Source organism: Acidithiobacillus sp. (assembly GCF_049965315.1).
Taxonomy (GTDB): Bacteria; Pseudomonadota; Gammaproteobacteria; order Acidithiobacillales; family Acidithiobacillaceae; genus Acidithiobacillus_B.
Genome location: NZ_JBMFWL010000030.1, coordinates 1 through 24,220 on the forward strand (window position 1 = coordinate 1; position 24,220 = coordinate 24,220).

The 24,220-nt window shown below is 64.1% G+C and carries 25 protein-coding genes, 2 pseudogenes and 1 other annotated feature; of the genes and pseudogenes, 4 read left to right on the top strand and 23 right to left on the bottom strand.

Annotated features, from left to right (window positions below; genetic code table 11):
• Positions 1-243: pseudogene (locus ACP5MM_RS07865) on the bottom strand (heterodisulfide reductase subunit B); the annotation flags it as partial.
• Positions 244-447: 204 nt separating this feature from the next.
• Here ACP5MM_RS07865 and ACP5MM_RS07870 point away from each other — a divergent pair.
• Entirely contained in the window at positions 448-795 is a 348-nt protein-coding gene (locus ACP5MM_RS07870) for a hypothetical protein (protein ID WP_427934366.1), read from the top strand.
• Complete coding sequence (locus ACP5MM_RS07875) at positions 792-1,703, top strand: ATP-grasp domain-containing protein (RefSeq protein WP_427934367.1); 912 nt, start codon at positions 792-794, stop codon at positions 1,701-1,703. Before ACP5MM_RS07870 ends, ACP5MM_RS07875 begins: the two co-directional genes overlap by 4 nt.
• On the opposite strand, the gene ACP5MM_RS07880 is transcribed toward ACP5MM_RS07875, so the two are convergent.
• From ACP5MM_RS07880 to ACP5MM_RS07925, 10 genes are all read right to left on the bottom strand, one after another.
• Positions 1,642-2,382, bottom strand: a complete 741-nt coding sequence (locus tag ACP5MM_RS07880; protein WP_427931456.1) for a lysophospholipid acyltransferase family protein — start codon at positions 2,380-2,382, stop codon at positions 1,642-1,644. The two genes, ACP5MM_RS07875 and ACP5MM_RS07880, sit on opposite strands and share 62 nt — an antisense overlap.
• Positions 2,379-2,918: a D-glycero-beta-D-manno-heptose 1,7-bisphosphate 7-phosphatase gene (gene gmhB, locus ACP5MM_RS07885; RefSeq protein ID WP_427931521.1), complete on the bottom strand. Its 540-nt coding sequence runs from the start codon at positions 2,916-2,918 to the stop codon at positions 2,379-2,381. The genes ACP5MM_RS07880 and gmhB overlap by 4 nt, the downstream gene beginning before the upstream one ends.
• Positions 2,918-4,999, bottom strand: coding sequence for a glycine--tRNA ligase subunit beta (glyS, locus tag ACP5MM_RS07890; RefSeq protein ID WP_427934368.1), 2,082 nt, complete (start codon positions 4,997-4,999; stop codon positions 2,918-2,920). Before glyS ends, gmhB begins: the two co-directional genes overlap by 1 nt.
• Positions 4,986-5,870 (bottom strand): glycine--tRNA ligase subunit alpha, encoded by an 885-nt coding sequence (gene glyQ / locus ACP5MM_RS07895; RefSeq protein ID WP_427931460.1) that lies wholly within the window; start codon positions 5,868-5,870, stop codon positions 4,986-4,988. Before glyQ ends, glyS begins: the two co-directional genes overlap by 14 nt.
• 84 nt (positions 5,871-5,954) lie before the next feature.
• On the bottom strand, positions 5,955-6,317 hold the full coding sequence (locus ACP5MM_RS07900; protein ID WP_123101261.1) for a roadblock/LC7 domain-containing protein: 363 nt from the start codon (positions 6,315-6,317) through the stop codon (positions 5,955-5,957).
• A gap of 57 nt (positions 6,318-6,374) precedes the next feature.
• Positions 6,375-7,013 carry a roadblock/LC7 domain-containing protein gene (locus tag ACP5MM_RS07905; RefSeq protein ID WP_427934369.1) on the bottom strand — a complete coding sequence of 213 codons (639 nt, stop codon included), beginning with the start codon at positions 7,011-7,013 and terminating at the stop codon, positions 6,375-6,377.
• Positions 7,010-7,576, bottom strand: a complete 567-nt coding sequence (locus ACP5MM_RS07910) for a GTP-binding protein (RefSeq protein ID WP_427934370.1) — start codon at positions 7,574-7,576, stop codon at positions 7,010-7,012. Before ACP5MM_RS07910 ends, ACP5MM_RS07905 begins: the two co-directional genes overlap by 4 nt.
• A gap of 56 nt (positions 7,577-7,632) precedes the next feature.
• Positions 7,633-8,817: a response regulator gene (locus ACP5MM_RS07915; RefSeq protein WP_427931465.1), complete on the bottom strand. Its 1,185-nt coding sequence runs from the start codon at positions 8,815-8,817 to the stop codon at positions 7,633-7,635.
• A gap of 9 nt (positions 8,818-8,826) precedes the next feature.
• Positions 8,827-10,323, bottom strand: coding sequence for a hypothetical protein (locus tag ACP5MM_RS07920; RefSeq protein WP_427934371.1), 1,497 nt, complete (start codon positions 10,321-10,323; stop codon positions 8,827-8,829).
• Positions 10,324-10,390: 67 nt separating this feature from the next.
• On the bottom strand, positions 10,391-10,831 hold the full coding sequence (locus tag ACP5MM_RS07925) for a hypothetical protein (protein WP_427931468.1): 441 nt from the start codon (positions 10,829-10,831) through the stop codon (positions 10,391-10,393).
• A 205-nt stretch (positions 10,832-11,036) separates the two neighbouring features.
• On the opposite strand from ACP5MM_RS07925, the gene ACP5MM_RS07930 reads away from it, so the two are divergent.
• The gene (locus ACP5MM_RS07930; RefSeq protein WP_427931469.1) at positions 11,037-12,125 is read left to right on the top strand and encodes a L,D-transpeptidase family protein; all 1,089 of its coding nucleotides are present in this window, start codon (positions 11,037-11,039) and stop codon (positions 12,123-12,125) included.
• A gap of 63 nt (positions 12,126-12,188) precedes the next feature.
• Here ACP5MM_RS07930 and ACP5MM_RS07935 read toward each other — a convergent pair whose 3' ends face one another.
• The 12 genes from ACP5MM_RS07935 to ACP5MM_RS07990 all read right to left on the bottom strand — a co-directional run bounded on the left by ACP5MM_RS07935 (position 12,189) and on the right by ACP5MM_RS07990 (position 23,708).
• Complete coding sequence (locus ACP5MM_RS07935; RefSeq protein ID WP_427934372.1) at positions 12,189-12,983, bottom strand: YdcF family protein; 795 nt, start codon at positions 12,981-12,983, stop codon at positions 12,189-12,191.
• A gap of 39 nt (positions 12,984-13,022) precedes the next feature.
• On the bottom strand, positions 13,023-13,988 hold the full coding sequence (gene lipA, locus ACP5MM_RS07940; RefSeq protein WP_427931473.1) for a lipoyl synthase: 966 nt from the start codon (positions 13,986-13,988) through the stop codon (positions 13,023-13,025).
• Positions 13,989-14,624, bottom strand: coding sequence for a lipoyl(octanoyl) transferase LipB (gene lipB / locus ACP5MM_RS07945; protein WP_427934373.1), 636 nt, complete (start codon positions 14,622-14,624; stop codon positions 13,989-13,991).
• Positions 14,621-14,917 carry a YbeD family protein gene (locus tag ACP5MM_RS07950; protein WP_427934374.1) on the bottom strand — a complete coding sequence of 99 codons (297 nt, stop codon included), beginning with the start codon at positions 14,915-14,917 and terminating at the stop codon, positions 14,621-14,623. The genes lipB and ACP5MM_RS07950 overlap by 4 nt, the downstream gene beginning before the upstream one ends.
• Before the next feature lie 64 nt (positions 14,918-14,981).
• A complete protein-coding gene (locus ACP5MM_RS07955; protein WP_427931478.1) occupies positions 14,982-16,160 on the bottom strand; it encodes a D-alanyl-D-alanine carboxypeptidase family protein in 1,179 nt (392 codons plus the stop codon).
• Between the two features lie 15 nt (positions 16,161-16,175).
• A complete protein-coding gene (mltB, locus tag ACP5MM_RS07960; RefSeq protein ID WP_427934375.1) occupies positions 16,176-17,216 on the bottom strand; it encodes a lytic murein transglycosylase B in 1,041 nt (346 codons plus the stop codon).
• Positions 17,217-17,218: 2 nt separating this feature from the next.
• Complete coding sequence (gene rodA / locus ACP5MM_RS07965) at positions 17,219-18,313, bottom strand: rod shape-determining protein RodA (RefSeq protein ID WP_427931481.1); 1,095 nt, start codon at positions 18,311-18,313, stop codon at positions 17,219-17,221.
• Entirely contained in the window at positions 18,310-20,151 is a 1,842-nt protein-coding gene (gene mrdA / locus ACP5MM_RS07970) for a penicillin-binding protein 2 (RefSeq protein WP_427934376.1), read from the bottom strand. The genes rodA and mrdA overlap by 4 nt, the downstream gene beginning before the upstream one ends.
• 2 nt (positions 20,152-20,153) lie before the next feature.
• Positions 20,154-20,624 (bottom strand): rod shape-determining protein MreD, encoded by a 471-nt coding sequence (gene mreD, locus ACP5MM_RS07975; protein ID WP_427931485.1) that lies wholly within the window; start codon positions 20,622-20,624, stop codon positions 20,154-20,156.
• Positions 20,621-21,463: a rod shape-determining protein MreC gene (gene mreC / locus ACP5MM_RS07980; RefSeq protein WP_427934377.1), complete on the bottom strand. Its 843-nt coding sequence runs from the start codon at positions 21,461-21,463 to the stop codon at positions 20,621-20,623. Before mreC ends, mreD begins: the two co-directional genes overlap by 4 nt.
• Before the next feature lie 23 nt (positions 21,464-21,486).
• Complete coding sequence (locus ACP5MM_RS07985; protein ID WP_427931488.1) at positions 21,487-22,530, bottom strand: rod shape-determining protein; 1,044 nt, start codon at positions 22,528-22,530, stop codon at positions 21,487-21,489.
• Between the two features lie 176 nt (positions 22,531-22,706).
• Positions 22,707-23,708 carry a 5'-nucleotidase C-terminal domain-containing protein gene (locus tag ACP5MM_RS07990; protein WP_427934378.1) on the bottom strand — a complete coding sequence of 334 codons (1,002 nt, stop codon included), beginning with the start codon at positions 23,706-23,708 and terminating at the stop codon, positions 22,707-22,709.
• 92 nt (positions 23,709-23,800) lie between these two features.
• Here ACP5MM_RS07990 and ACP5MM_RS07995 point away from each other — a divergent pair.
• A pseudogene (locus tag ACP5MM_RS07995) lies at positions 23,801-24,220 on the top strand (transposase); the annotation flags it as partial.
• Positions 24,079-24,195: a sequence feature (AL1L pseudoknot), on the top strand. It overlaps the preceding pseudogene by 117 nt.

The following is a 24,220-nucleotide window of genomic DNA, read 5'->3' on the forward strand; positions in this document are numbered from 1 at the left end:
AAGGGTATCCACCTCTTCCGGCCGGTGGGCATCGGAGATGCGGTGGACGATGATCTCGCCTTCCTTCTCCAATTGCCACATGTGGTCGCGGATGTCGTCCATCCGCTCGCCCAGGTCAACGCTGCGGCGATCCACGTGGCTGCGCACCCAGGCCGTTGCGGTTTCGGCCTCCTGGGCGGAAAGGTTGGTATCCTGGAAAAATGCGCCGTGTCCGGCCACGCCTTGCTGTGTGTTCTCGCTCATGGATAGCTCCTTGGCTGCGTCATGGGAAATCTGCATTGTTGACAAGTATGCTCCAGAATTATTTCCTTGCCAATTCATTACACTGATCAGCCATGGACGGGTGATAAAATCCATCAGGGGAAGGCTGGGCGTCTCCGCTCATTGACGACGGGAAAGCGCCCGATGACAATGCCCGGACCTGGCCCACTCATTGGATGGATCTTTATGCCGGAGCATTCCCTTCTGCCGCCCGCCAACCCGGAGCAACAGGGCTCGTCCCTCGCCGGGATCGAGGCCCGCTGCGTGGCCCTGTATCAACTCCCCTCGCTGCAGGGCAAAGGCTGGCTGCCCAATCTATTCTGGCGGCGGGCGGCGGATGGCGATCCCTTCGGGTCCCTGCGAGTGGACCCCTGGGAGCTGGAAGTCCTTTTTGCCGCCGTTGCCGGGGTGCCCTCCCTGGCCCGCCCTCTTCTGGAGGCGCGGCGGCCCGGTCGGGCGGCCTTCATCGCCCGTTCCATCGCCCATGGCGAATTGCCCTACCTCGGCTATGCCGATGGTGGCGGTAGCGTATGACGGCGCCCTGCATCGCCATCCTCTCGCGGCGCCCGGATCTGTATTCCACGCGCCGCCTGGTGGCAGCGGCTACGCAGCGCGGCGCCGTGCCGCTGGTCTTGGATCCCGGGGCCTGTCTGCTGGCGCTGGACAGCGCCGGTTCCGTCCTCTACCACGGCGACGAGCGGGTGCCGTCCTGCGCGGCAGCCATTCCCCGGGTCGGCAGTCCCATCACCCGCCTGGGGGGCCGCTTGCTCCGCCATTTCGCCGGTCAGGGCAGTTATTGCCTCAATGGAGCCGCGGCGCTGGAGCTGGCGCGGGACAAGTTTGCGGCCCTGCAAGCCCTGGTGCAGGCCGGTGTGCCGGTACCCAGGACGGTCTATTTCAGCGATCCGCAACAACGGGAGATGGCCATGGCGCAGGTGGGTTGGCCTCTGGTGAGCAAGCTGCTGGAGGGCTCCCAGGGGGTGGGAGTCATGCTTGCCGAGAGTGCGGCCTCGGCGCGGGGACTCCTGGATACCTTGCTCCACCTCCAACGGGAGGCCGTGGTGCAACGCTATCTTGCGGGCAGGGAAGACCTTCGGGTCATCGTCCTCGCCGGGCAAATCCTGGCAAGCATGCGCCGCCGCGCACCCCTGGATGACTTCCGCAGCAATCTCCATCGCGGTGGTGAAGCGACGCCGGTGGGGGATCTGCCCCCCACCTGGGCGGCCATCGCCTTGCGCGCCACCGCCGCTCTGGGCCTGGATTTTGCCGGCGTGGATCTCATGGCCGATGCCGATGGCCAAGCCCTGGTGCTGGAAGTGAACCCGGTGCCCAGCCTGGAGGGCATCGAGCGGGTAAGCGGGGTGGATGTTGCCGACGCCATCATGGGGCGGGTGCTGGCGGCGCTGCCGATCCCCCATCCATCCGGGCGACGGCCTGGCTGATCCAGGCATGGGCCTTGGCGGTGAGGGCGCCGGCCTTGTCGTCTCCGGGCATGATGGGCGGGGCGATCCGTATCTCCACGATGCCCGGGCGCTTGCGCCAGTCGTCCCGCGGCCAGAAACAGCCGGCGTTGAGGGCGACCGGCAAGAGCGGCACCCGGGCCCGGACCGCCAGTCCCGCAGCGGTACTGCTGAATTCGCCGACCTCACCGCAGGGGTGACGGGTGCCCTCGGGAAAGATCAGGACATGGAAACCGCCGGCCAGGCGTTCCTTTCCTTCTTCCAGGACCTGCACCATGGCGCGTTTGCCCTGGCGCCGATCGATGCCGATGGGCCAGGAAAGACGCAGGGCCCAGCCAAAGACCGGGATCTCAAAGAGTTCCTTCTTGAGGACATAGGAAATGCGCCGGAAAATGACCCAGAGCAGGAGGGTTTCCAGGGCGGATTGATGGTTGGCGACGATGACGCAGGGGCGCTTGGGAATGTTTTCCTGGCCCGTGACGCGAAAACGGACGCCACAGGCCCAACCCAGCCAGTACACGCTGACGCGGCCCCAGAAGCCGCAGGCCCAGGAGCGCGGCCCGCGGGGCAGCAGGACGAAGAGCAGCACGACGGACCCCCAGAGGAAGGTCCATAGCGCGAATCCCAGGTAAAACAGGGCGCTACGCAGGGTGATAATCACGATGCCTCGATGATGGCCTGGACGGCGCTGGCGAGGTCGCGATGCACGGGGATGCCCATGGCTTCCGCCTGCAGGCGGGCGGCCGGGCCCTTGCCGGTGAGCACGAGCATGGGCATGGCTCCGGCCGCCTGTGCCGCTTGCAGATCACGCAGGCTGTCGCCAATGGCAGGCACGTCGTCCAGGGGGGTTTGAAAGCGCTCCTTGATTTCCTGCAGGAGGCCGGGCTGGGGCTTGCGGCAGTGGCATTGGGCCTCGGGGGAGTGGGGACAGAAAAAAATGGCGTCCACGCGTCCGCCCACTGCCGCCAGTTCCCGGCGCATGCGGGTGTGGATGGCGGTGAGGGTACGCAGATCAAAGAGGCCACGGCCCACGCCCGATTGATTGGTGGCGATGGCCACCACAAAGCCGGCCCGATTGAGGCGGGCGATGGCCTCCAGGCTGCCCGGAATGGGCCGCCATTCGGCGGGGGACTTGATATAGGCGTCGCTATCTTCGTTGATGACCCCGTCGCGATCGAGAATGACCAGATTCCCCATCACTGTCCCTGCAGGCGCGAAAAATCGGCAATGGACAAAAAGGCGGCCTGCAGTTCGCCCAGCAATGCCAGCCGATTGCGGCGCAGCGCCGGATCCTCGTCCATGACCAGAACGCTGGCGAAGAAGCGATCCACCGCGGGGCGCAGGCCCGCCAGCAGGTCGAGGGCGGGGGCGTAGCGCCGCTCGGCCAGGAGCCCCGCAACGGCGGGAGCCATCGTCTGCCATTCTTCCCACAGGAGATGCTCGGCAGGATCCTGGAAGAGCGCCGGTTCGACATTCATGGCGGTGCTTTCCCCTTCCTTGCGCAAGAGATTGTGCACCCGCTTGTTGATGGCGGCCAATGCCGCGGCCTCGCTCCCCCGATGAAATTCCACCAGGACTTCCAGGCGATGGCGGGCATCGAGGGGGTCTGCCGGTTGCCGAGCCAGGACCGCCGCCACCAGGTCCGCCGCGAATCCTTCCTCGCGAAAGAGCACCCGCAAGCGTTCCTGTAAAAAGGCGAAAACCGCGTCCTGGACGGTTTCGGCCTGGGCGCTGAAGATCTGCCCGTAAGCGCCGATGGCAGCGCCGATGGCGGCCGGCAGATCCAGTCCGATCTCCCCTTCCAGGGCGATGCGCAAGATGCCCAGGGCGGCACGGCGCAGGGCAAAGGGGTCGCGATCGCCATTGGGGATCTGGCCGATGGCAAAAAACCCTACCAGGGTATCGAGCTTGTCGGCTACGGACAGGCATTGGGCGCCGCCGTCGACAGGAATGCCGTCTTCCCGGCCCGTCGGCGCATAATGGCCGGCAATGGCCGCCGCGACGGCATCCGGTTCGCCGTCATGGCGTGCATAATGCCCGCCCATGATCCCTTGCAGCTCGGGAAACTCTCCCACCAGGCCGGTGAGGAGGTCGCACTTGCACAGGGCGGCCGCATGGCCGAGGAGCAGCGGATCGGCGTCGAAGCGGGGCGCCAGGAGAGGGGCGAGTTGCTCCAGGCGGTCGCTCTTGGCGAGGAGACTGCCCAGGCCCTCCTGAAAGAGGATGCCGTCCAGACCCGGGCGGCGACTCGCCAGGGATTGCCGGCGATCCTGGTTCCAGAAGAACTCCGCATCGGCCAGCCGCGCCCGCAGGACCCGATTGTTGCCGTGGACGACGACGGCGGGATCGAGACTGCGGAGATTGGCGGCGAAGAGGTAGTGCTGGATCAGCCGGCCCGTTGGGCCGCGCAAGGGGATATAGCGCTGGTGCTGCATCATCACGGTAATGAGCACTTCTTCGGGGATGGCCAGGTACTCTGTGGCAAAGGCACCGGCGAGGATCACCGGCCATTCGTTGAGACCGGTGATCTCTTCCAGCAGGCCGGAGGGGAGGATGACCGTCGCCTCCATGTCCGCGGCCAGGCTGGCGGCCTTTTGGGCAATGGCGGCGCGGCGCTCGGCAAAGTCGGCCATGACAAAGGCCGCCTCCAGGTCCTTTGCATAGTTCGATGGCCGGGCGATGGCCACTGCCCCGGGATGGTGGACGCGATGGCCATAGCTCGTGCCCTGGGCCTCCAGGCCAAAGGCCCGAAAGGGAATGACCTCGTCCCCATGGCGCAGCAGCAGCCAGCGCACCGGGCGCAAAAAGTTCTCCTCGCGGTCGCCCCAGCGCATGCGTTTGCGCAGGGGAAGGCTGCGCAGGAACTCATGGATGATGCCGGGCAACAGCGTTTTAGCACTTTGCGGCGCCTCCACCTGTCGCCAGGCCAGAAAGGCACCCTTGTCGGTATCCAGGGTGATGAGATCCTGCATCTCCACGCCACAGGATCGGGCGAAGCCGACGGCCGCCCGGCTGGGTGTGCCGTCGGCATCGTAGGCGCGATCCACGGCGGGCCCGCGGCGCAGGATCTCCCGCGGCCGGCTATGCCGGGCGAGGCGTTCCACCCGCAGGGCCAGGCGGCGGGGGGTCACAAAGGCATGCACACTCCCCTGGTCGAGACCCGCTTCGTCCAGAAGCCGGGGAAGGATTTCCATGGCTGCCGCCTGCAGCGGGAGTTGCTCCCGGGCGGGAAGCTCTTCACAACCCAGTTCCAATAGAAAATCGTCATACTCGGACATCTTCGCTCCGTAACAGGGGATGGCCCATGGCTTCGCGGGCGGCGGCGTAGGATTCGGCGACTCCCCGCGCCAGGGTGCGCACCCGGCCGATGAAGCGGGCGCGTTCATTGACACCGATGGCCCGCCGCGCATCAAGGAGATTGAAGGCGTGGGAGCATTCCAGTACCCGCTCATAGGCGGGCAAGGGCAGGGCTGCCGCGAGCAGCGCCTGACAATCCTGCTCGGCACGGTCAAAACGCGAAAAGAGGTCGGCGACGGGGGCGAGTTCGAAGTTGTAGCGGGACTGCTCTACTTCATTCTGGTGAAAGACGTCTCCGTACCGCACGCCGGGCGTCCAGACGAGGTCGTAGACGCTTTCCACGCCTTGCAGATACATGGCCAGACGTTCCAGGCCATAGGTGATTTCCCCCATGACCGGGTGGCAGTCCAGCCCTCCCACCTGCTGAAAGTAGGTGAACTGGGTGACTTCCATGCCGTTGAGCCAGACCTCCCAACCCAGCCCCCAGGCACCGAGGGTGGGGGATTCCCAGTCGTCTTCGACGAAGCGGATGTCATGGACCCGATGGTCAATCCCCAGGGTCGCCAGGGAGCCGAGGTAGAGTTCCTGCAGATCACCGGGGTTGGGTTTCAGGACCACCTGAAACTGGTAGTAATGCTGGAGACGGTTGGGATTGTCGCCGTAGCGGCCGTCCGTAGGGCGTCGCGACGGTTGCACGTAGGCGGCGCGCCAGGGTTCCGGACCGAGGGCGCGCAGAAAAGTGGCAGGATGGAATGTGCCTGCACCTACCGGCATGTCCATGGGCTGTAGCAGCACGCAACCTTGATCAGCCCAGTAGCCTTGCAGCCTCTGGATGAGTTCCTGGAAAGTCATGGCAGTCTCTGGGAGAAATGGCGCATTATCACCCATGGCCGCCGGCTTTGGGAAGGGCGAAGGGCCCCCTTCAGCGGCCCCGATTCACAGCATCTCGGCAATACCGCTGGCCGCGCGCTTGGCGTCGAGAAATACCAGCCCCAGCTTGGCCTCCTTGCGGGCAATGACGGTCAATACCGCATCCCGGCCGGCATGGATGAGCAGCACATAGCCATTGTCGCCCTTGATCATGACCTGTTCGAGCTCGCCGCGGGACAATTCGGCGGAGGTGCGGTCACCCAGGGAGAGCATGGCCGCCGCCATGGCACCCACCCGATCTTCGTCCATATTGGCGGCAAGCATGGAGGCGATGGTCAGGCCGTCCGTGGAGATGACCGCCGAGGCCTCGATGTCGGCCGATGAGCCGTTGAGATCGCTGAGGATGGATTTAAGCATTTCTTCGCGCATGGTGTTTCTCCTGATACATTGAAAATAGGGGCGTTACGAGGGGCGAGCCTTGCACATTCAGCGATAACGTTGGTCCAGAACCTGCACCAGAGTCACAAAAGCCTGGTTCTGGAGGCGGGGAGTACCGCTGATGATGAGCATGAAGCGTTGCTTGCCGATGAACAGCGGCCAAAAACCGAGTTCCGACCTGCCCGCCGGGTCCACCAGCGCCCAGGCTTCCGTGCTCACCCGAAGGTTGTTTTTGAGGAGGCGGCTATGGCGGGTTTGCAGGGCGAGCAGGTCGGCGGAGAGGCCGGCCAGCTCTTCGGCCGCCTCATGAAGAAAGCCCGCCGCGGCCAGGTAAAAGCCATTCTCGTCGGCCAGCAACGCCTTATTGGTGTCGGAGAGATGCGCCAGGAGGGAGGGGAGAATGTCCTCCAGCCGGTCCTGGATGGGCGGCGGCGCCGCGGTGCTGCCGCGCACCAGCCCCAGGCGCTGGAGGCGGAAAATGCTGCGCAGGGCCTCTTCCGCGTCATCGCTCTGGGTCCAGCTCATGGCTGTCGAGGTGGCAAAGGGCGCCACGCCGCCTTCTTCCAGGATGCGCAGCAGGATAGCGCGATTACCCGCATGTTCCGGGCTGGACACGGCATAGAAGGCCCCGGCGGGAGTCACCTGCGCGTAGAGCTGTTCTGTGGACGGGGCCAGGTCGACACTCATGAGTTTTCCCCGATGCCGGGATCAATGGAATAGAGCAGGGCCATGACGAGGTTTTTTACATCGTCCTTGCGTCGTCCATCCACTTCGAAGATGGGCGGCATGGGATTGAGCATCTGCAGGTCTGCCGTGATTTCGGGCAGGGCGTCGGCGTAATCCGCGGGCGTGGGTTGTGCCTTGATGTCGCTCTTGGAAATGCCGATCACTACCGGTACATCGACGATGAAATCCTTGAAGGCATGGAGAAAGAAATGCATGTCCTTTTTGGGGTTGGGCCGGGTATTGTCCAGCATCAGGATGAGACCCAGGCCGCCGGTGGTGAGGATGTCCCACATGAAATCAAATCGCTCTTGCCCAGGGGTGCCGTAGAGGTGGACCTTGGTCTGGGCGTCGAGATTGAGGATGCCGTAATCCATGGCCACGGTGGTGTAGCCCTTGCGATTCAGGGTCATGTCCGAAGCGGCCGCATCCGTCGCGATGATCGGCGTATCCGAAAGGGCGGAGATGGCGCTGGTCTTCCCGGCTCCCACCGGGCCGGTAAAAATGATCTTGTTATCTTCTCTCACTGCAGGCGCTCCTTTTTTTGCGCACCGTAGAAAAAAACGCGGCGACTATGTCTAGGCTATAGGCCGGCAATGCGCGCCAGGAGCCGGCCGAGGAGGCCGCGGCGCGCCGTGGGGATTTCCTGTTTTCCAGGTTCCGTCGGCGGCGTCGCTGCCTTGGCCTCGGTGCTGCCGATGGGGCTGTAGCGCAGCAGGCCCAGGCTTTCGGAGGCGGCCAGAAAGTTGAACAGATCAGCGGGCGCGACGCGCAGCATTTTGACGGTCAGGACCGGGGATGCGGGCGACCTGGCCAGGAATGCCGCCAGACGCAGGGCTTCAGGCAGCATGGACAAGCGCGTGAGATTGGGCCAGTGCTTGAGCTGGACCGGGGTGTTGGGCTGCAGGCGGTTGATCAGTCGGCCGTTTGCGGTCCAGGCCCCGACCTGCCAGAGGAGGGCCTGCAAGGTCAGGTGGCGCACCGGGGTGTTGGCGGGGATGTCGGCGCTGTTCGGGGCGCGGGCTTGCAGGCGCTGGGCCGGATTCTGCGCAAGCCTTTTGAGCGTCTCATCGTCCACCAGGGAAAGCACCTGATCGGCAATGGGATCAATCTTGAGGATGACCCGCTGGGCGCCTTCCACGATCACCGCCGGCACCTGATCCCGGCGAACCATGAGCAGCAGGCCCAGCAAGCCCTGCTCCGGATCAAAGGGGCGCACGTCTTCGGGGCGCAGGATGGGCGCCGCCGGACGCGGCGCGGCGGCAGGCTGTGCAGGGGGCGGGGGAGAGGTGACGGCGGGGGCTTCGGGCATGGCCGCCGGCCGTACACCGAGTTCCGGACGGATGGGAGTGACGGTGGCGGTGGCCGCCTTGCCTTGGCCCGCTGCCGGCGGCGGGGTGGGCGCTGCGGCGGGGGCAGACTCTTGCGCCTCTCCTTGCAGCAAGGCCTCCAGGGCGGGGAAGAGGGTTTCCATGCGCACGGGTTTTTGCAGGGCGGGAAAGCCGCTGGTCGCGTCCGGGGTGATGCTGGTGATCAAAATCCGCAGTTGCGGATGCTCCTGGCGAAAGCGATGGGCCAGATTCATCCCTTCGGGGCCATCCACATCGATGATGGCCAAGGTGGGGTCCCGGGACTCCTGCGCTTCCAGCAGGCGATAGGAACGGCGCGTGTACATCTTGAAGGCCATGCGAAAGACGGCCTCTTTGCGGCTGTCCATGCCTACCGTGCGGACGAAAATCTCACCACTCGTAGCAAAAGGCTGGTTCATGATCCTGTCCTAAATCGCATGCCGAGTGCGGCGCTGGAGCCGTTCGGCGAGGTCGAACATTTGCCGCATGATTTCCTCGTCTGGTTGGGTGTCGGCGGCCAGCACGGCCTGGATAAAGTCTGAAAAGCGATCCTGGGCATCCATGCGCTCGTACATCTCCAAGAGTGGTGCATAGTAGTCGCCATTGGCGGGTTGGGCGATAGTGGCCATTTCCAGCAGGGATACGGCTTCCTCGACTTGCCCGTAATCCAGCAATTGGTTGAACTCGTGGAGAATGCTGTCGTCATGATCCGCGGCCACGATGATGTTGTCCCGCCGGATCTGCTCCAGGATCAGGGGCGGGCTGCTGATGGGGATGGCGGTGATGGGGACGTAAAGGCCATATTGCTCCGCCAGGGGCGCCAGGCGGTGCTCATTACCGTCGATGCCGTCCAGCTCGGACCAGAGGGGATGCGCACCCAGTTGCTGGCCGTGATGGAGGAGGCGATGGCGCAAGGCGGCGCCTGCGCCCCATAAGGTGAGATAGAGATACAGCAGTTCTTCCGCATAGGTGGCGGCCTGACGGCGTTGGTAGAGCAGTTCCAGCAACTCCACATGCAGGGCCAGCTTCCGGGGATCGAGGATCAGATTGCGGCGGAGAAGGCGTTCGGCCACATCGTCCTGCCCTGCGGCGCGCAACTGGCGCGCCGCGGTCAGCGGGGAAATGATACCGGCCACCACGGTTGTTTCTGCTTCATCCAGCGCCCCAAGGGACATTTCCCCGACGAGCAGGGGCCGGTTGTCCTGAGCCGGGCCCGGGGATTCCGCCTCCCGGCCCTGGCTCTTGTCGGTGGGGGCATTGAAGCCGCTGAGGTTGATGTCGCCGAGATCGAAGGGCTCGGGGTTGACGATGGCCTGCTCCAGGTTCTGCCGCGCCTCCGCAAGGGCGTTATGGGCCAGGGTCGGCCCGCTATCGGCGCGTTGGGGCCGGCGTTGAACCAGTTCGGCTTCGATGGCTGCGACACTCATGCCGAGCAGGGCCTCGGCGAGCACCCGCAACTGCAGATTCTGCGGGTCTAGCTGCAGGCCGGCAAAGATGTCCTCCCGGCAGTCCACCCCCGCATGAGCCGTATGCTCACAAAGTCGTTCGAGGATTTCGGCGTAGCGGTCCACATCCGCGAGGGCGAGATAAATCTCCAGCAGGCGCCGGGTCTGTTCCTGGTCGCCGCGATGATGATCCACATACCAGCGCAGGGTAGTGCTGGCCTGCTCCAGGTGGCCATAGGAGAGATAGATCTCCACCTCATCGAGAATGCTGACCTCTTCGATCTGCGCCGCCGCGCTTGCCGCGGGAGCGGCTTCCTGGACTTTGCCGGCGCTGGCGCGGGGCGTTTGTTGCACCGTACTTCTCGGGCGAGGCGCCGCCGCGGGTTTTTTTTGGGTGTGCAGCTTCCACAAAACGGCGATCAGCACCAGAACGACAAGGCTGGCAATGAGGATCAGGCTGGTAAGGGGTAGTCCCATCATTGGCAATTTTCTCAAAGGATCGTGGAGGCCTAGTGCTTCTTGCCATATACCGATTAAATAGATGCTTTCAGGCGCCTGTCAATGCGAAGGCGTGGGCGATCTCCCGGAGGCGGCGGCAACTGCCGCGCCGGGCCATGCCCGCATCCACGGCGCACTGGGCGTATCCGGCGAAAAAAGCGGGCAGCGCATGGAGGACGATGGGCAGGCGATCCCGGCTGACGCCCCCCAGGCGCCAGTCGGCGCGACCGGCATGGGTGGGGTGGGTGCTGCACAAGGCGACACCCCAGGCGTGAACGTCCCGCGGCCAGTGGTGTTCCCGCACGCATAACTGGTGTTGTTCCGGCGCCAGCGGCGGGCCGACGAAGGGTCCTGCATAGGAGACCTGCAAGTCTCCGGCGAGATCGGCAAGCAGGCGGTCAACGCGCTGGAGGGCGTCCCTGAGCTCTGCCTGGGTAACGGGGGTTCCGCCCAAGGCGTCCCGCAGCAAAACGATATGGGGTGATTCCATGCCCAACTCCTTTTTGCGTTATTATGAACTCAGATCCGGCCGTTGGCGAAGGGGTTTTTTGCTACGGCCGCCCGCGGGGGCGGGATGTATTTTTTTGGAGGTGGCGGGGAGTATTTCCCGCATCTTCGTGGTCTACGTGATCGCGAAGGGGCGTGGGTAAAATGCCCGGTCATGCCGTGATCATCATTGGGGAGTCGAAGAATATATGCGCAGACAGTCGGAGCGATGGGTGCTGGGGATAGTCCTGGCGTTGACGGGCGCGGCGGCTCAGGCCAGCGTTTATGCCCTCCCCGCCCATGGGGATGTGGTCGGCCAGTTGCATGCGGTCACCACCCACAGGGACGATACCTTGCTGGATATCGGGCGATTCTACGACCTGGGTTACAACCAGGTGACGGGTGCCAACCCGGGGGTCAATCCGTGGCTGCCCGGGCAGGCGGCCAAGGTGGTCATTCCCGCGCAGTATGTCCTGCCGCCCCGCCCATGGACGGGGATCGTGGTGGATATTCCGGCGCGCCGCCTCTATTACTTTCCCTCCAACGACCCGGTCGTATTCACCTATCCCGTGGGCGTTTTCCTGCCCGGCTGGAAGGAGGGCCTGACGACGACGCAGATCATCGCCAAATTCCGCATGCCGGCCTGGAATGTCCCCAAGAACATCCATGCCTGGTTTGAAAAGAAATACCACATGGATATTCCGTGGTATTGGCCGCCGGGCGCCGAGAATCCCATGGGCGAACTGGCCATGGAGACGGGCTTGTCGGGTATCTATATTCATGGGACCTATCATCCCTGGGGAGTGGGCATGCGTGCCAGTCAGGGCTGCTTTCAGATGTTTCCCGAGAATGTGGCGCAGTTGTTCCCCCTGGTGGCGAGGGGCACGCCGGTACGCATCATCGACCAGCCCAATCTGGTGGGAGAGCGGGATGGACAGATTTATCTACAGTCCTACAAGCCCTTGCACGCCTACCACAAGGATGGCATGTCGGACCTTCAGCGGGCGGTCATGAGCATCAAGACCTATATGGCCCGGCACGATCTGCATGCCTCCATCGACTGGCAACGGGTGGAGCAGGTGGTGCATGCCCGCGATACGGTGGCCTTGCCCATCAGCGCCGGTACGCCCAGCTACCAGGAGATCGCAGCGGCCATTCCGGCCAAGCCCTATGCCTATGCGCCCTATGGCCCGGCCGCCAACGGTGCCGCGGTTCCGCCGCCCTTGGCCTTGGCGAACGCCAGCACTCCGGAAGAACATTTGCACGTAGAGGTGAGTTTCCCCGATCAGCAGCGATAGCGGGCGTTGGCAAGGGATGGCGGGGCGGTAGGGGACGGGCAGTTCCCCCTTGCTCACGCGGCCCTAGACGCCCTTGGCGGCACTGTGCTCCTGAACCCAGAGCCAGAACAGTCCGAGATATTCATGGACGGCTTCGCTGCAGACTTCCTGATAGATGGCCCGCGGCAGCCAGGCATCCAGCGTGTCATCGCGAACGCGGTCCAGGCGGTAGTCGGTGGGCACCGGAGTGACCTGTAAGGGGGTACGCGCAAACCAGGCCATGGCCCGGGGCATGTGCAGGGCGGAGGTGACCAGATAAATGCGCTGGACATCGTGGCTGGCAAGGAGGGTGGCGCTGTCGAAGGCATTGGCGGCGGTATTGTAGGAATGGGTCTCCGGCCAGATGGGGGTGGTGATGTGCAGGTCCTGGCGCAGGACTGCGGCCATGGTCACGGCTTCGGGAGCGGCGCCCAGGCGTGGGGCGCCGCCGCTGGGTACGATGGGCAGGCCGGTGGCGCTGGCGAGCCGAGCCGCCCCCAGAAGGCGGATGAGGGTGCGGGCGTTGACCGTTTCCCCCTTTTTGCCGGGGGCATCCATGATTTCGCCGCCGCCGAGAACGACGATGGCCTGGGGGGCGGCGGGCCCATGCACGGGTTTGAGCAGGGGCGGATAGCGGTTTTCCAGGGGGAAAACCAGCATTCTCGCCCCTACCGCCGTGGAGAGGAAGTAGAGGGCCGCCAGGGCGAGGAGCAGGAGGATGCGTCCGAAATAGCGCCAGCCCAGGATCTCCAGCAGCCAGCCGAAGAGCGCCACGGCAAAGAGGATGCCGGGGGGCTGCAGGAGCCCGGAGGCTAGGGTGAGCAGCGTCGTGTAGCGCATGGGCCCTTACCGCCTCAGTCGGACGCCGGCCTGGGGGACTCACGCATGGCGCGGTTCCGGGGCCATTTCATCATAGCTGCGCTCCGCATGATAGGAGGAGCGCACCAGGGGCCCGCTGGCCACGTGGCGAAAGCCCATGGCCTCGCCGTCCCGCTGCAACTGGGCGAATTCTGCGGGCGTGACGTAGCGGTCCACGGGCAGGTGATGACGTGACGGGGCCAGGTATTGGCCCAGGGTGAGCAGTTCACAGCCGGCCTGGCGCAGATCGGCCATGACGGAACGGATCTCGTCGAGGGTTTCGCCCAGGCCCAGCATGAGGCCGGATTTGGTCGGCACCGCGGCCTGACGCGCCTTGAATTCCGCCAGGAGCCGCAGGGAGTGCGCATAATCCGCGCCGGGGCGCGCCCAGCGATAGAGCCGGGGGACGGTTTCGAGGTTGTGATTGAAGACGTCCGGCGGCGTTTCCCCCAGGATTTCCAGGGCCTTGTCCATGCGTCCGCGAAAATCGGGGACCAGGGTTTCGATATGCAAGTCCGGGCATTCTGTACGCAGCGCCCGGATGACGGCGGCGAAATGTCCGGCACCGCCATCGCGAAGGTCGTCGCGATCCACGGAGGTGACTACGACGAAGCGCAGGCCCATGCGCGCCACGGTGGCTGCGAGGTGGCCCGGTTCTTCTGGATCGGGGGGCAGCGGCCGGCCATGGGCGACGTCACAAAAGGGGCAGCGGCGGGTGCAGAGGTCACCGAGGATCATGAAGGTGGCGGTGCCACCCCCGAAGCATTCTCCCAGATTGGGGCAGGAAGCCTCTTCGCAGACCGTGTGCAGACCGGCGTCGCGGAGGATGTGTTTGAGGCGATCCACCTCCGGCGACAGGGGCGAGCGCACCCGCAGCCACTGGGGTTTGGGCTGGCGCGGCGTCTCCACGGGAATGATGGGAATGGGGTTGCGTGCGGTCTTTTCCGCTCCGCGCCCCCCTTTGGCGGAGCTGGTATCGTAAGGCATTTATTCTTCCCCTTTGCGGAAGTTGCGCTGCAGTGCACCGGCGAGTTCTTCCAGCAGGGCTTCGCCGACGGCGCGCAGGGGCCAGTCGGGACAGAGGTCGTGGACCTGGGTGACGGGGAGATTGGGCATGCCGCAGGGATGGATGCGCTGAAAGGGGGCCAGGTCCATGTGGGTGTTGAGGCTCAGCCCGTGATAACTGCGCCCGCGCTGAATGCGCAGCCCGAGGGAGGCGATCTTGGCACCGTTGACATAGACGCCGGGGGCGCCGTGGCGGCGTTCGCCGGTGATGCCGCGCCGGGCAAGGAGACGGATCACCGCCTCCTCCATGCCGCTGGTCAGGGTGCGCACCGTGGCGCCCATGCGCGGCAGGTCGATGAGCAGGTAAACCACCCACTGGCCCGGACCGTGATAGGTGACCTTGCCCCCGCGATCGCTCTGCACCACGGGAATGGGGCCGGGATCGAGGATGTCGCCGGGGTCGGCATTGCGTCCCATGGTGAAGACGGGCGGATGCTGGAGCAGCCAGCATTGATCAGGGGTTTCGGCATCCCGTTGGGCAGTGAATTCCTTCATTGCCTCCAGGACGGTGTAGTAGGGAAGCAGGCCGGGCCAGCAGCGCACGAGGACGGGTTTCATAAACAGAGGATCACTCCGTCCACGCCGCGCAGGTCCTGATAGATGGCCTCCAGTTGCGCCTGGCTTTGCGCTTCCAGGGTGCAGGTGACGGCAAGGTACTTTCCCTCCCGGCTGGCGCGGCAGGAGAAGGCCGTTTCGGGCAGATCCGGGGCATGCATCGCCACCGCCTGGCGCACCGCAGCGAGGAGGTCGCTGTTCTGGCCGATGGCCTTGACATGATGGGTGTGCGGAAAATCATCCGTAGGATGGTCGCTGGCTTCCATGGCCCTTTCCTCCAGGTTATCTGCATTCATGGTAAATCACCCGCCCGCCGGCGGGAAGCCCGGACCCTTGCCCCGCTCCCAAGTGACCAATCCCTCACAAGGATTGCCGCACTTTGTTGAAGAGGCGGCCCAACCAGCCGGCCTTGCTGGCGCTTTCCAGGGCAACGGCGGGAACGGCCTTCAGGACCTTGCCATCCAGCGTGAAGATCAGCACGCCCACCGCCTGGCCCTTTTGCACCGGGGCCTGCAGTCCCGGGTTGAGTTGCAACTGGGTTTTCACCTGACTGAAGCGGCCCTTGGGGGCGGTGATGGATACGGCCTGGGCTACGCCGACGGGGACCCGCATGGGGGAGAGGTCGGCGCGGGTGATCTCTCCGACTTTCTGTCCGGCCTGATAGACCGGATGGTCGACGAAGAAACGATAGCCGTAGTCGAGCAGGGCCTCCACGGCGTTGGTGCTGCCGCTCCAGCTCGGCCCGCCCATGACGACCGCAATGAGACGGCGTCCATTGCGCAGGGCCGTGGCGTCGATGCAGTAGCCGGAAGCATCGGTGAGGCCCGTTTTCAGGCCGTCCGCCGTGGGATCACGAAACAATACCGGGTTCCAGCTACGCTGGGTGATCTTGTTGTAGGTGTATGATTTTTCGACGGTGATCTTGGTGACCTGGGGGTACTGCTGGAGCAGCGCGCGGGACAGCAGGGCGACGTCCAGGGCGCTGGTGTAGAGATTGGGGTCGGGAAGGCCATCGACATTGCTGTAATGGGTGTCCGCCAGGCCCAGACGCTGGGCGGCGTCATTCATCAGGGTCACAAAGCCAGACTGGCTGCCACCCACGGCTTCGGCCAGGGCCACGGCCGCGTCGTTGCCCGAGTCGATGAGGAGGCCATGCAGGAGCTGGTCGACGGTGACCGGCAGGCCGGGTTGAACGAACATGCTGGAGCCGCCGGTTTTCCACGCGGTATTGGAGATGGGAATCTGTTCGTTGAGGGTAAGGGTGCCGCCCTGCAAGGATTGATACGTGAGGTAGGCGGTCATGAGCTTGGTCAGGCTGGCCGGGGCGAGCTTCAGGTGTTCGCTTTTGGCGGCGATGACTTGCCCGGTGCTGTAGTCCATGAGGGCATAGCTCCTGACGGCCGGCAGGCCGGGGGCAGGCGGGATGGGCAGTAGCGGCGCGGGCGTACCGGTATCGGCGAGCGCGGCGGTGCCGGAGATGCCCGACAGGCAGAGGAAGAGCCAGAAAATCCGGGTCAAAAAAAGCGAACGGGCGAGCATGGGACTCCTTGATGATTATTGATCGATGGGGGTTGCTGTTGTGACCGTGGCGGGGGCCGTCGGTTCCCCGCTGTGGCTGTCCAGAATGTCCTGCATCAGCAGGGCAACGGCCATGGCGTAGAGGGGGCTGCTATTATAGCGCTGGATCACCGCAAAATTGTCCCAGCAAATGAAATAATCCGGCCCATTTTCACCGGCCAGCCGCAGCAGGCCGACGGGGAGATCCGGGTCGATGTCCCGGACCTTGCCTTGGGGACGAATGCCCGCCGCCGTCAGTTGGGCGAGAGTGAAATGGCCGGTGCCATTGGCGCTCACAAAGGCGTCCGGGCGGGCATCGGCCATGAGCTTGGCCGCCATGGCCACGGGCTGGCCGGGGTGCCAGCCGTTGGCGGCAAAGTAATGGGCGACGGAGGCCGTAATGTCCGGGATGGAGGTCCAGAGATCGGCGCCGTGGCTATCGGCATCCACGGCATAGCGCCGGTAGCTGCTGGAGATGAACTGCGGCATGCCCATGGCGCCGGCGTAGGAGCCCTGGATCTCCAGGGGATCGAGGTGGTTTTTCCGGCACAGGCGCAGGAAGTCGACGAGCTGGCGGCCAAAAAACGCATAGCGCCGGGGATGGGCCAGGTAGAGGGTGGCGTTGGCATCCAGGACGGGGATGTCACCCATGTTTTTGCCGTAATAAGTCTCCACGCCCAGGATGGCAACGATGAGGGCGGGGGCTACGCCATATTGCCGTGCGGCCGATTGCAGGGAGGCCTGATGGGTGGTGAGAAAAGCGGCGCCGGCATCGATGCGCTCGGGAGTGAGAAAAATGGCCCGATAACGCCACCAGGGGAGGTTCTCGGCCGGTGCATTCATGCTGTCCATGACCTTGGGATCATAGCGGATCTGGGCAAAGAGCCGCTGGATATCCTCCGCAGAGAATCCGTAGCGGGCCGCCAGGGTGGTCTCCAGGGGCTTGAGATGGGCCCGTTGCTGGCTGTCCAGGGGTAGCCCGCCCGCCTGGGCCAGGGGGGCGATCAGGCAGAGGGAGAGGAGGAGTCGACGGATCATGATCACTCGTGCAGCCGGGGGTGGGCATGGACGGACATCAGGATACCCAATCCGACCATGAAGGTCAGCATGGCCGTGCCGCCATAGCTGATGAGGGGTAGAGGGACGCCGACTACGGGCAGGATTCCGGTAGTCATGCCCATGTTGATGAACACATAGAGAAAGAAGGTGAGGCTGAGGGTGCCGGCGATGAGCCGGCCGAAGGGGTCGCGGCTTTCATAGGCAATGGCCAGCCCGCGCAGGACGATGAGCAGATACACGGCGATGAGAAAGAGCACGCCCACCAGGCCGAACTCTTCGGCAAAACCGGCAAAAACGAAGTCCGTTTGCGCTTCCGGCAGAAAGTCGAGGTTGACCTGGGTGCCGTTGAACCAACCCTTGCCGAATATTCCCCCCGAGCCGACGGCAATCATGCTCTGGATGATATGGTAACCGGACCCCAGGGGATCCCTTTGGGGGTCCAGAAAGGTGAGGATGCGATCCTTTTGATAGCCGTGGAGAAAATGCCAGAGGATCGGTGCGCTGACCGCGGCAATGACGATCAGGCCGATGAACCAGCGCCGCCGGACACCGGCGAGCCACATGGTGAAAAGACCGGCGGCGGCAATCTGGCCGGCGGTGCCGAGGTCCGGCTCCTTGGCAATGAGCAGGAAGGGTACGCCAATGACGAGGAAGCCGGTGATGGCGGCGCGCCAGTTTTGCACGTGTTCCTGCTGGGCGTAGTAGTAGGCGAGAAAGAGGGGCAGCGCGAGTTTCATGAGTTCCGAGGGCTGGAAACTGAGCGGGCCGATGCCCAGCCAGCGCCGCGCCCCCAGATAGCTGTGCCCGGCGACCAGGGTGGCGGCCAGCAGGATCAGGCCGAGGGCGTAGAGGAATGGTGCCCAGGCGCGCAGGCGCTCCGGAGGGGTGTTGGCTACGGCAAGCAAGGCAATGAAGGCGATGCCAAAGCGCAGCGATTGCTGGAACACGATGGTAAGATTGCCCTGACTGCTGCTGTAGAGCACCGCCAGACTGATGGCCATCAGCAGCAAAATCCCGATGGTTAGGGCCGGGTCCAGGCGCTGCCAGGGGCGGATGAGCCAGCGCGACCAGTTCATGGGACGGCTCCGGGCATCGGCCGAGGGGATGCGCTTCCCTGCAAATAGGCATCAATCACCGCCCGGGCGATGGGGCCTGCGGCGCTGCCGCCATGGCCCCCATGTTCCACGATGACCGCAACGGCAATGCGCGGATGATCTGCGGGCGCATAAGCGATGAACAAGGCATGGTCCTGAAGGGCGGTGGGATCTCCCGTCAGCGCGCGGCCGGCATCGTTGCGGCGGGCGCGCCGTACCTGGGAGGTGCCGGTCTTGGCGGCAATGGCGTTGGGGTCGTTGGCCAGATTGTGGGCGGTGCCACTGGTGACCACGGCGCGCATGGCGGCCTGGACTTCACTCACGGCGGCGGCCGAAAGGCCGATGCCTTGGGGTATGGCATCGGCAGGGTTGGCGATGTCAGCATTGCTGCGTACCAGATGGGGCGTCACCAGTTTTCCGTCATTGGCGACGGCAGCGGTGGCCCGTGCCAGTTGCAGGGGGGTGGCCAGGAGATAGCCCTGGCCAATGCCGACCATGACCGTTTGCCCTTGGTACCAGGGCTGATGATAGCGTCGCTGCAGCCATTCCGGGCTGGGGAGAACCGCAGCGGCCTCCCCCGGCAGGTCAATACCCGTGAGCTTGCCGAAGCCGAAAGGCGCAAGGCCCGCGGACAAACGGGTAATGCCTAGGCGCATGGCTACCTGATAGAAATAGACATCGTTGGAGTCGCGAATGGCTTCGCCGAGATTTTCCGCTCCGTGCCCGCCGGGTTTCCAGTCGTAATACTTGTGGGTGCTGCCCGGAATCCGGTAGGTGGCCCCGCCGGGGAGTTTTTCGTCCGGGGTGATGACGCCGTTTTGCAGGGCAACAAGGGCGACAAAGGGCTTGATGGTGGATCCCGGCGGGTAGGCGCCGCGCAAGAAGCGGTTGGTCATGGGGGTGGCCGGGTCATCGCGCAGGGCCGTCCAGGCAGCGCCGCTCAGCCCGTCCACAAAGGCGTTGGGGTCAAAGGCGGGGGAGGAATAGGCGACCAGCACCTCGCCATTGGCCGGGTCGAGGGCGACGACGGCACCACTACGGGTCCCCATGGCGCGCGCCGCCGCCTGCTGCAGGGCAAGGTCGAGGGTGATCGTGAGGTTTTCCCCCTGTTCGGCCGGAGTGTCGCGCAGGGTGCGCAAGGGGCGACCGCGGGCATCCACTTCCACGTTCTGATTGCCGGGTTCCCCGCGCAGGATGTCCTCGTATTCGGCCTCCAGGCCGTTCTTCCCGATGTAGTCAATGCCTGCGTAATGATTGGCGCTCGTTTCGTCCAGATCGGCAGGGGTGAGGTGGCCGACGTAGCCGACCACATGGGCAAAGAGGGGGCCATAGGGATAAAAGCGTTTGAGGCGCGCCTGCAACTCAACGCCGGGGAATTCATGGCGATGCACGGCAAAGGCGGCCAGTTCGGCGGCGCTGAGGTTACGGCGGATGACCACCGGCTGATAGGGATGGCTGCGCCCGAGGTCGCGCTGAAAGGCTTCCAGATCGTCCCCGCTCACCGGGAGAACGGAGCGCAGGCGCCCGATGGTGTCGCTGAGATCACCCGCGGTATTGGGGGTGATGGCCAGGGTGAAGGCGACCCGGTTATCGGCCAAGACCTGCCCGTGGCGATCCAGAATGAGGCCGCGGGCCGGCGCGATGGGCAGCAGGGCAATGGCATTGCGGGTAGACTGGGTGGCATAGTCGGAATGCTGCAGTACCTGGATTTTCAGGAGTTGCCCAAGGAGGATGGCGACCATCGCCGCGATCAGCCCCAGGGCCAGGATCATGCGCCGGGAGAAGCGTTGTTGTTCACGTTGCGGTTGACGGATATCCATGCTCAGGCGCTACGCAACCGATGGCGTATCCGGTCCAGAAGATAGACAAAGACGGGCCAGAGCAGGGCCGCCGTTAATGGGCCCAGCAAAAGCGCTAAATTCCAGGCGATGGGACCACCCCAGATCTGCCAGCTCCAGGCCACCAGACGCTCCGCCAGGAGCAGGATGAAGATGAAGAAAAGCTGCTCCCAGGGAGGGAGATTGCGCACCTTGCCCAACCCCGCATAGAGGATGAAGATCATGACGGCCGCCGCCATGGCATGGGCGCCCAGGACTCCGCCATCCACCACGTCCTGTATCAGCCCGATGATCCAGGCCACGCCCAGACCCAATTCCGTGGCACTGGTGATGGCCCAATAGAGGAGCAGCAGCGCCACGAAATCGGGGCGCAAGGCGAGGTAGAGCGGGCCCATGGGCAGACTATCGCCCGCCAATGCCAGAAAAAAGCCCAGGGCGAGCAAGAGGGCATTCATGGCGTCTTGGTGGCCTGCTGCTGACCTTGGGGCCAGAGCAGCAGCACCGTATTCAGGCGCCCCAGGGCTACGGCGGGGCGCACCCGGATGTCGGCAAAGGCCTGGGTGCCGTTGCGGCGAATGCTTTGAATGGTGCCGATGGGCAGGCCCGGCGGATAACGGCCGCCCAGACCCGAGGTCACCAGGCGTTCCCCCGCCCGCAAGGGGGTATTGCGGGCCTGGAAGGGGATCTGCAGCTCCCGTGGATCGCCCGTGCCGTTGACCAGCAAGGGTTGATCATTCGCCGCGCTTTGGGCGGGGACGCTGCTGTCGAGGTCCGACAACAGGGCAATCCGGCTGGTCATGGTGCCCACCGCCACCACTTGTCCGGCCAAGCCTCCCGCAGCGAGTACCGCCTGCCCGATGAATACCCCGTCGTTCTGCCCGTGATCGACGGTGATGATCTGGTTGCCTGCGGTGAAATTCTCGGCGATGACCCGTGCCGCCATGACCCGTCCCGGTGCTTGCGGAAAGCTGTCCAGCAAGGCCAGCAACTGACGGTTTTCACTGCGTAATATATCGCGGTCGAGCAAGAGGGGTTGGGCAGCGGCCAGTGCCTGGCGAAGCCGCGCGTTTTCGGCTTCCAGCGCGGCCCGACTCTGCAGACTCCCCACGACCCCATCCCAGAGGGCCGCGGTACGGCTGTCGAACCATTGCACCGGCAACGCCGCATCCAGGGCCATGCTGCGCAAATCACCCTGTCCCTGGGTAAATACGCTCAGGAACACGCTGAGCAGGGCCAGAGCCAGAAGGCGTACGGACTGGGGAAGCCGCCGCGGGAAAAACAGGGAAGGCATCATCGCGGCCTTTGGTCAGAAGCGCATCAATCGTCGGCAAAGACCTCCCCGAGGCGTTCCAGTTCTTCAAGGGCCCGTCCGCCCCCCTTGGCTACGCAGGTCAGGGGGTCTTCGGCCACAATGACGGGCAGCCCCGTCTCTTCCATGATCAGCTTGTCGAGATCGCGGAGCAGCGCGCCGCCGCCGGTCAGGACCATGCCGCGTTCGGCAATATCTCCGGCCAACTCGGGCGGGGTCTGCTCCAAGGCCAGCTTGATGGCGCCGACAATGGCGCCCAGGGGCTCCTGCAGGGCCTCCAGGATCTCGTTGCTGGTGATGGTGAAGGTCCGGGGAATGCCTTCGGCGAGGTTGCGCCCCCGCACCTCCATGCTCAGCAGTTCATTGCCGGGGTAGGCGCAGCCGACGTTCTTTTTGATCTCTTCCGATGTCCCTTCGCCAATCAACATGCCGTAGTTGCGACGGATGTAATTGATGATGGCCTCATCCATCTTGTCGCCGCCGACGCGCACGCTTTGCGAATAGACCACTCCGCCCAGGGCAATGACCCCTACTTCGGTGGTGCCTCCGCCTATGTCCACCACCATGGAACCCGTCGGTTCGGCCACGGGGAGGCCGGCACCGATGGCCGCGGCCATGGGTTCTTCGATGAGGTGGACTTCCCGCGCGCCGGCGCTTTGGGCCGACTCACGGATGGCACGCCGTTCGACCTGGGTGGCGCCATAGGGCACACAGACGATGATGCGCGGGCTGGGGCGCAGGAAACGCTGGTGATGCACCCGCTTGATGAAGTACTTCAGCATGGCTTCGGTGATCTGGAAGTCGGCAATGACGCCATCCTTGAGGGGACGGATGGCGGTAATGTTGGCCGGGGTGCGCCCGAGCATGCGCTTTGCCTCCTCTCCCACCGCCTGGATCCGGCGATTGGCCCCGTGCCGCCCGGTGCGGATGGCCACTACCGAGGGCTCGGAGAGGACGATGCCCTTGCCACGGACGTAGATCAAGGTGTTGGCGGTGCCCAGATCGACAGCGAGATCATTGGAGAAAAGACCGAGGAAGCGATTGAATATCATGCGGTATTTGCCTTGGTAAAAGAAAAATCCACCAAGCTGGCGGGCGGATGATGAAGGTCCAGGGAAGGATTTTGCAAAGCGCAGTCTAGCATGGGGGCGGCGCTATGCAAAAGACGAAAAAAAGCCCAACGACCGGCGTTGGGCGGGAATGGGCTCGTTACTCGGCAACGGTCTGTTCAGAGACCGAATTCCTTGGGAAAGGCGATGCCATGATTGGTCTTCATGTCGCTGTTGAGGCGGGGCAGATCCAGCTTTTCCACGCGCACATGCTTTTTGGCTTGCAGCCAATGGGCAAAGACCTCCCAGACGGGCTTGCCTTCCACCGGCGCGGTCGTTGCCGCCCATCCGGCCACCTTGTATTTCTTGGTGGCCGACATGGCCTTGCCGCCGACCCGCATGTTGCTGCAGCGATGGTAGATCTTCTCGTCGGGGTTGAAATCATACTGGATGTTGCCCACGCGGATCATGTCGCCGCCCTGCTGGTAGTAGGGATCGACATTGAAGATATTGTCCGCCACCTGCTCCATGATGTTTTTGATCTGTGCGCCGGTATATTCGTTGATGGTGACCTGGGGATAGGTGATGGCGGTCTGGCCCATCACGTCTTCCATGGTGATGGTCTCCCCGGGCAGCTTGCAGTAACCCCAGCGGAATCCCGGCGAGAATGCCGCCTCGCAATCCATCTCTTCGCGCAGGGCGTCGCAGAGGAGCTGATCGAAGGTGCCGTTGAAGTTGTCCCGGCGATAGAGCAGGCTTTCGGTGGTGGCCAGGGGCTGGGCGAGCTTTTCCTTGTAGGGTGCCCGGACCTTCTCCACGTAGGCCGTCATTTCCGGGTCGGCCTTGATGAGATTGGAGAATACGGGCATATAGTAAAAACGCCAGCCATTGAGCTTGCCCTTGCCCACATCCAGGTCGAAGCGCGCGAGGATCTTGCCGTTGGTGCTGGTGTTGATGATCAAGGTCTTGCCGACCATGAAGGGCTTGGGGCCCATGATGTCGTGGGTATGGCCGCCGAGGATGATGTCGATGCCCTTGACCATGGCCGCCATTTTCTTGTCCACGTCCGCACCGTTGTGGGAAAGCACCACGACCAGATCCGCTTTGTGCTGCTCACGGCACTCGTCCACCATCTTCTGCATATGCTCGGTATGAATGCCGAAGCCCCAGTCGGGGATCATGTATCCCGGGTTGGCGATGGGGGTGAAGGGAAATGAATCCCCCCGGTTTTCGTGGAGGCTCTGAAGTGTGAAAAAATGGAGCCATGGATACCATGAAATCGAGTCGGAAGTTTTCGCAGGAAGTACGGTCTCGCGCAGTGCGATTGGTGGAGGAGCATCGAGAGGAGTATCCCTCCCTTGCGGCCGCGCTGCAGTCGATTGCGCCGAAGATTGGTTGCACCCCCAAAACGTTGCGGGTGTGGGTGAATCAAGCCGCAGTAGAGGCCGGCAGCCGGCCCGGGATGCCAGCGTCGGAACGACAGCGCATCCAGGAACTGGAGCGGGAGGTCAAGGAGCTGCGGCGAGCCAATGAGATCCTGAAGCTGGCCAGCGCGTTTTTTGCCCAGGCGGAGCTCGACCGCCGATGCAAGCGCTGAGGAGTTTTGTCGACCAACACCGCCGGTCCTATGGGGTCGAGCCTATCTGCCGGGTCTTGCAGATAGCTCCATCGGGATACCGTCGCGCCGTGGCGT

Excerpts from the sequence above, each read along its gene's own strand:
- ACP5MM_RS07875 (WP_427934367.1), top strand. The coding sequence starts at position 792 with ATGACGGCGCCCTGCATCGCCATCCTCTCGCGGCGCCCGGATCTGTAT.
- ACP5MM_RS07950 (WP_427934374.1), bottom strand. The coding sequence starts at position 14,917 with ATGAATGCAGATAACCTGGAGGAAAGGGCCATGGAAGCCAGCGACCAT.
- mreD (WP_427931485.1), bottom strand. The coding sequence starts at position 20,624 with ATGAATGCCCTCTTGCTCGCCCTGGGCTTTTTTCTGGCATTGGCGGGC.
- ACP5MM_RS07955 (WP_427931478.1), bottom strand. The coding sequence starts at position 16,160 with ATGCTCGCCCGTTCGCTTTTTTTGACCCGGATTTTCTGGCTCTTCCTC.
- ACP5MM_RS07990 (WP_427934378.1), bottom strand. The coding sequence starts at position 23,708 with ATGATCCCCGACTGGGGCTTCGGCATTCATACCGAGCATATGCAGAAG.
- ACP5MM_RS07930 (WP_427931469.1), top strand. The coding sequence starts at position 11,037 with ATGCGCAGACAGTCGGAGCGATGGGTGCTGGGGATAGTCCTGGCGTTG.
- lipB (WP_427934373.1), bottom strand. The coding sequence starts at position 14,624 with ATGAAACCCGTCCTCGTGCGCTGCTGGCCCGGCCTGCTTCCCTACTAC.
- ACP5MM_RS07905 (WP_427934369.1), bottom strand. The coding sequence starts at position 7,013 with ATGAGTGTCGACCTGGCCCCGTCCACAGAACAGCTCTACGCGCAGGTG.
- mltB (WP_427934375.1), bottom strand. The coding sequence starts at position 17,216 with ATGATCCGTCGACTCCTCCTCTCCCTCTGCCTGATCGCCCCCCTGGCC.
- gmhB (WP_427931521.1), bottom strand. The coding sequence starts at position 2,918 with ATGGGGAATCTGGTCATTCTCGATCGCGACGGGGTCATCAACGAAGAT.
- rodA (WP_427931481.1), bottom strand. The coding sequence starts at position 18,313 with ATGAACTGGTCGCGCTGGCTCATCCGCCCCTGGCAGCGCCTGGACCCG.
- ACP5MM_RS07935 (WP_427934372.1), bottom strand. The coding sequence starts at position 12,983 with ATGCGCTACACGACGCTGCTCACCCTAGCCTCCGGGCTCCTGCAGCCC.
- mrdA (WP_427934376.1), bottom strand. The coding sequence starts at position 20,151 with ATGGATATCCGTCAACCGCAACGTGAACAACAACGCTTCTCCCGGCGC.
- glyS (WP_427934368.1), bottom strand. The coding sequence starts at position 4,999 with ATGTCCGAGTATGACGATTTTCTATTGGAACTGGGTTGTGAAGAGCTT.
- glyQ (WP_427931460.1), bottom strand. The coding sequence starts at position 5,870 with ATGACTTTCCAGGAACTCATCCAGAGGCTGCAAGGCTACTGGGCTGAT.
- lipA (WP_427931473.1), bottom strand. The coding sequence starts at position 13,988 with ATGCCTTACGATACCAGCTCCGCCAAAGGGGGGCGCGGAGCGGAAAAG.
- ACP5MM_RS07985 (WP_427931488.1), bottom strand. The coding sequence starts at position 22,530 with ATGATATTCAATCGCTTCCTCGGTCTTTTCTCCAATGATCTCGCTGTC.
- ACP5MM_RS07915 (WP_427931465.1), bottom strand. The coding sequence starts at position 8,817 with ATGAACCAGCCTTTTGCTACGAGTGGTGAGATTTTCGTCCGCACGGTA.
- ACP5MM_RS07870 (WP_427934366.1), top strand. The coding sequence starts at position 448 with ATGCCGGAGCATTCCCTTCTGCCGCCCGCCAACCCGGAGCAACAGGGC.
- mreC (WP_427934377.1), bottom strand. The coding sequence starts at position 21,463 with ATGATGCCTTCCCTGTTTTTCCCGCGGCGGCTTCCCCAGTCCGTACGC.
- ACP5MM_RS07920 (WP_427934371.1), bottom strand. The coding sequence starts at position 10,323 with ATGATGGGACTACCCCTTACCAGCCTGATCCTCATTGCCAGCCTTGTC.
- ACP5MM_RS07900 (WP_123101261.1), bottom strand. The coding sequence starts at position 6,317 with ATGCGCGAAGAAATGCTTAAATCCATCCTCAGCGATCTCAACGGCTCA.
- ACP5MM_RS07925 (WP_427931468.1), bottom strand. The coding sequence starts at position 10,831 with ATGGAATCACCCCATATCGTTTTGCTGCGGGACGCCTTGGGCGGAACC.